The organism is Comamonas sp., assembly GCF_036666375.1.
Taxonomy (GTDB): Bacteria; Pseudomonadota; Gammaproteobacteria; order Burkholderiales; family Burkholderiaceae_C; genus Comamonas.
This window is the reverse complement of record NZ_JAVWWA010000204.1, coordinates 1-3,231: the sequence shown is the minus strand read 5'-3', so window position 1 is coordinate 3,231 and position 3,231 is coordinate 1. Positions and strand designations below refer to the sequence as shown.

General features: G+C 64.4%; 4 protein-coding genes. 1 reads left to right on the top strand and 3 read right to left on the bottom strand.

Annotation, left to right across the window (positions count from 1 at the left end; all coding sequences use genetic code 11):
- From RR928_RS24555 to RR928_RS24545, 3 genes are all read right to left on the bottom strand, one after another.
- Positions 1–506: SDR family oxidoreductase (locus RR928_RS24555; RefSeq protein ID WP_332684689.1), on the bottom strand; the 506-nt coding region annotated here is incomplete at its 3' end.
- Positions 503–1,564: a dTDP-glucose 4,6-dehydratase gene (rfbB, locus tag RR928_RS24550; protein WP_332548372.1), complete on the bottom strand. Its 1,062-nt coding sequence runs from the start codon at positions 1,562–1,564 to the stop codon at positions 503–505. The genes RR928_RS24555 and rfbB, both read right to left, overlap by 4 nt.
- 266 nt (positions 1,565–1,830) lie before the next feature.
- Positions 1,831–2,607 (bottom strand): type III pantothenate kinase, encoded by a 777-nt coding sequence (locus RR928_RS24545; RefSeq protein WP_332538979.1) that lies wholly within the window; start codon positions 2,605–2,607, stop codon positions 1,831–1,833.
- A 172-nt stretch (positions 2,608–2,779) separates the two neighbouring features.
- Between RR928_RS24545 and lysM the strand changes: the two genes are divergently transcribed.
- Positions 2,780–3,231, top strand: a 452-nt coding sequence (gene lysM, locus RR928_RS24540) for a peptidoglycan-binding protein LysM (protein ID WP_332684687.1), incomplete at its 3' end; no start/stop codon positions are given.

Below are 3,231 nucleotides of genomic sequence, written 5' to 3'. Positions count from 1 at the left end.
GCCAGGCGCAGCATGGTCTTGGCGAAATTGCCGCCGCGCGCCGCATAGACCCAGCTGGTGCGGAAAATCAGGTGCCGGCAGCCGGACGCGACAATCGCCTGCTCGCCTTCGAGCTTGGTGCGGCCATAGACCGACAGCGGAGCTGTGGGCGCATCCTCGGAGCGTGCCTCGCTGCCGCTGCCGTCGAACACATAGTCGGTACTGTAGTGCACCAGCAACGCGCCCAGCGCCTGCGCTTCGCGCGCCAGCAAGCCGGGCGTGGTCGCATTGAGCAGGCGCGCGAGCTCCGGCTCGGCCTCGGCCTTGTCGACAGCCGTGTGCGCTGCCGCATTGACGATCACGTCGGGGCGCAGCGCGCGCACGCTGCGCGCCACGCTTTCGGGATCGGCGAAATCGACCGCGGGCGTGCCCTGGCGGCTCAGGGGAATGACTTCGCCAAGCACGGCCAGGCTGCGCTGCAGTTCCCAGCCGACCTGGCCCGTGGAGCCCAGAAGAACGATTTTCATGCGCTGGCGTATTGAGTCTGCACCCAGTCCCGGTAGGAACCGCTTTGCACCTGCGCCACCCATTCGGGATTGTCCAGGTACCACTGCACCGTCTTGCGGATACCGGTCTCGAAGGTCTCGGCCGGCTTCCAGCCCAGCTCGCGCTCGAGCTTGCGGGCGTCGATCGCGTAGCGGCGGTCGTGGCCGGGCCGGTCCTTGACATAGCTGATCTGCGCGCGGTACGACTGGCCGTCGGCACGCGGGCGCAGCTCATCGAGCAAGGCACAGACCTTGTTGACGATCTCGACGTTGGGCATTTCGTTCCAGCCGCCGACGTTGTAGGTCTCTCCCAGACGGCCGGCCTCGAGCACGCGGCGAATGGCGCTGCAGTGGTCCTTGACGTAAAGCCAGTCGCGCACCTGCATGCCGTCGCCATAGATGGGCAGCGGCTTGCCGGCCAGGGCATTGACGATCATCAGCGGGATCAGCTTCTCGGGGAAATGCAGCGGGCCGTAGTTGTTGCTGCAGTTGGTGGTCAGCACCGGCAGGCCGTAGGTGTGGTGCCAGGCGCGCACCAGATGGTCGCTCGCGGCCTTGCTCGCCGAGTACGGGCTGTTGGGCTCGTAGTTGTGCGACTCGGTGAACGCCGGGGCATCGGGCGCCAGGCTGCCGTAGACCTCGTCCGTGGACACATGCAGGAAGCGGAATGCGGTCTTGGCTTCGCCTTCGAGCTCGCTCCAATAGGCGCGCACCGCCTCGAGCAGGCGGAAGCTGCCGACGATGTTGGTCTGGATGAAATCCTCGGGACCATGGATGGAACGGTCCACATGGCTTTCCGCGGCGAAGTTGACCACGGCGCGCGGCCGGTGCTTGCGCAGCAGCTCGGACACCAGGGCGCTGTCGCCGATGTCGCCCTGCACGAACACATGGCGGTCATCACCCTGCAGGCTCGCAAGGTTGTGCACATTGCCCGCATAGGTCAGTTTGTCGAGGTTGACGACCGGCTCGTCATGCACCGACAGCCAGTCAAGGACGAAATTGGCACCGATAAAGCCTGCGCCGCCTGTGATCAGAATCATGGGTGGTGTATGTAAATGCCTCTCGGCGAAGCTTTCAATTATCTCATTGACGCATTAATGTGTGCACCAATGCGAGTCACCAGCGGTAATCCGTGCAGCGCGATGAATCCGTGCGGCATGCCCGGGCCCTGGCCGCCCGCGATCGCCGCACGCAAGGCCCGATGGCGCCAAGCCGTCAAGCAGCGGGTTCATGCTCCTGTGCCCAGCCTGAGCAGACATGCCCGCTCAGGACAAATCCTCACAAACTCGCCAGAGTCAGCGCCAGTTCAGGCAGTCCAGCGCTGCGCGGCAATCACCAGCAGGCCATCGAAGATCAGGTTATCGGTCAGCTCAAACGGACGCGACATGCTGGGTGCCATTTTCCAGCCCGCGCCACCGGCCATGATGCAGGCCGGCGCTTCGCCGCAGCGTGCGCTCAGATGCTGGTAGATGCGCTCCACGGCACCGGCGATCGCATAGGTGCCGCCACTGGTGAGCGCATCGCTGGTATTGGTCGGGAACAGCGTGACCTCGCCCGTGGGCACATGCAGGCCTGCGGTACCGGTCTCGAGCGCGCGCAGCATGATGCCGTGGCCGGGAAGAATCAGTCCGCCTAGGAAGTGGCCTTCGGCGTCCAGCGCATCGACCGTCACCGCCGTGCCCACCATCACCACGACCAGCGGCCGAGGCGGGCCCTGGCGCAGCACCTGGTGGCGCGCGCCTATCATCGCCACCCAGCGGTCGGCGCCAAGGCGTGTCGGGTGGTCGTAGCCGTTGATCACGCCGGCTTCGGCCACCGAAGGCACGACCCACTGCGGCACGACATCCCAATCCGCCATCTGCTCGATCTGCTGCTGCACGCGGCGCATGACCGCATCGCCCGCGACCACGCAACCGAGCATGCGATCGGGCGCGGGCAGGCCCGCCCAACCGGTTTCCGCCAGTTGATCGATGTGTTCGAGGAATTCGGCGCCATGCGCCAGCAGGTTGGCGCCAGGGTGCGCCGCGTCGTACATCGCCCATTTGAGACGGGTGTTGCCAACGTCGATGGCCAGAAATGTCATGCGGCGAATTATGCGGAGTTTTGCCCCGGCCGGGGGATTCGCGCGGCCGCGCGTCGTCTTATTGGCGTCGGACGCAAATGTATTGAAATGTCTTGACAAGTCGTTATCCGACGCCGCGATGGCCGAACTCAGGCTAGAGTGGGACCTCTTTGCTTTTCACAGGAGTCATCCCATGGGTCTTTTCTCTTTCATCAAGGAAGCTGGCGAGAAGTTGTTTGGCGGCAAGGATGCCCAGGCGGCACCCGTGCCAGGCGCATCGCAGGACGACCTGAACATCAAGGCCGCCAGCGCGATCGAAGCCTACATCGCCAGCCAGAATCTGGGCGCGAGCAATGTCAAGGTGACATTCGACGGCACGCAAGGCAAGGTCACTGTGACGGGCGACGCCCCCACCCAGGCCGCGAAGGAAAAGATCACGCTGTGCTGCGGCAATGTCGCCAGCGTGACTTCGGTCGACAATCAGATGAAGGTCACCAACCCCGAGCCTGAAGCCCAGTACCACGATGTGGTGCGCGGCGACACGCTGTCGGCAATCGCCAAGAAGTATTACGGCGATGCCAACAAGTACCCGGCGATCTTCGAAGCCAACAAGCCCATGCTGAGCCATCCCGACAAGATCTATCC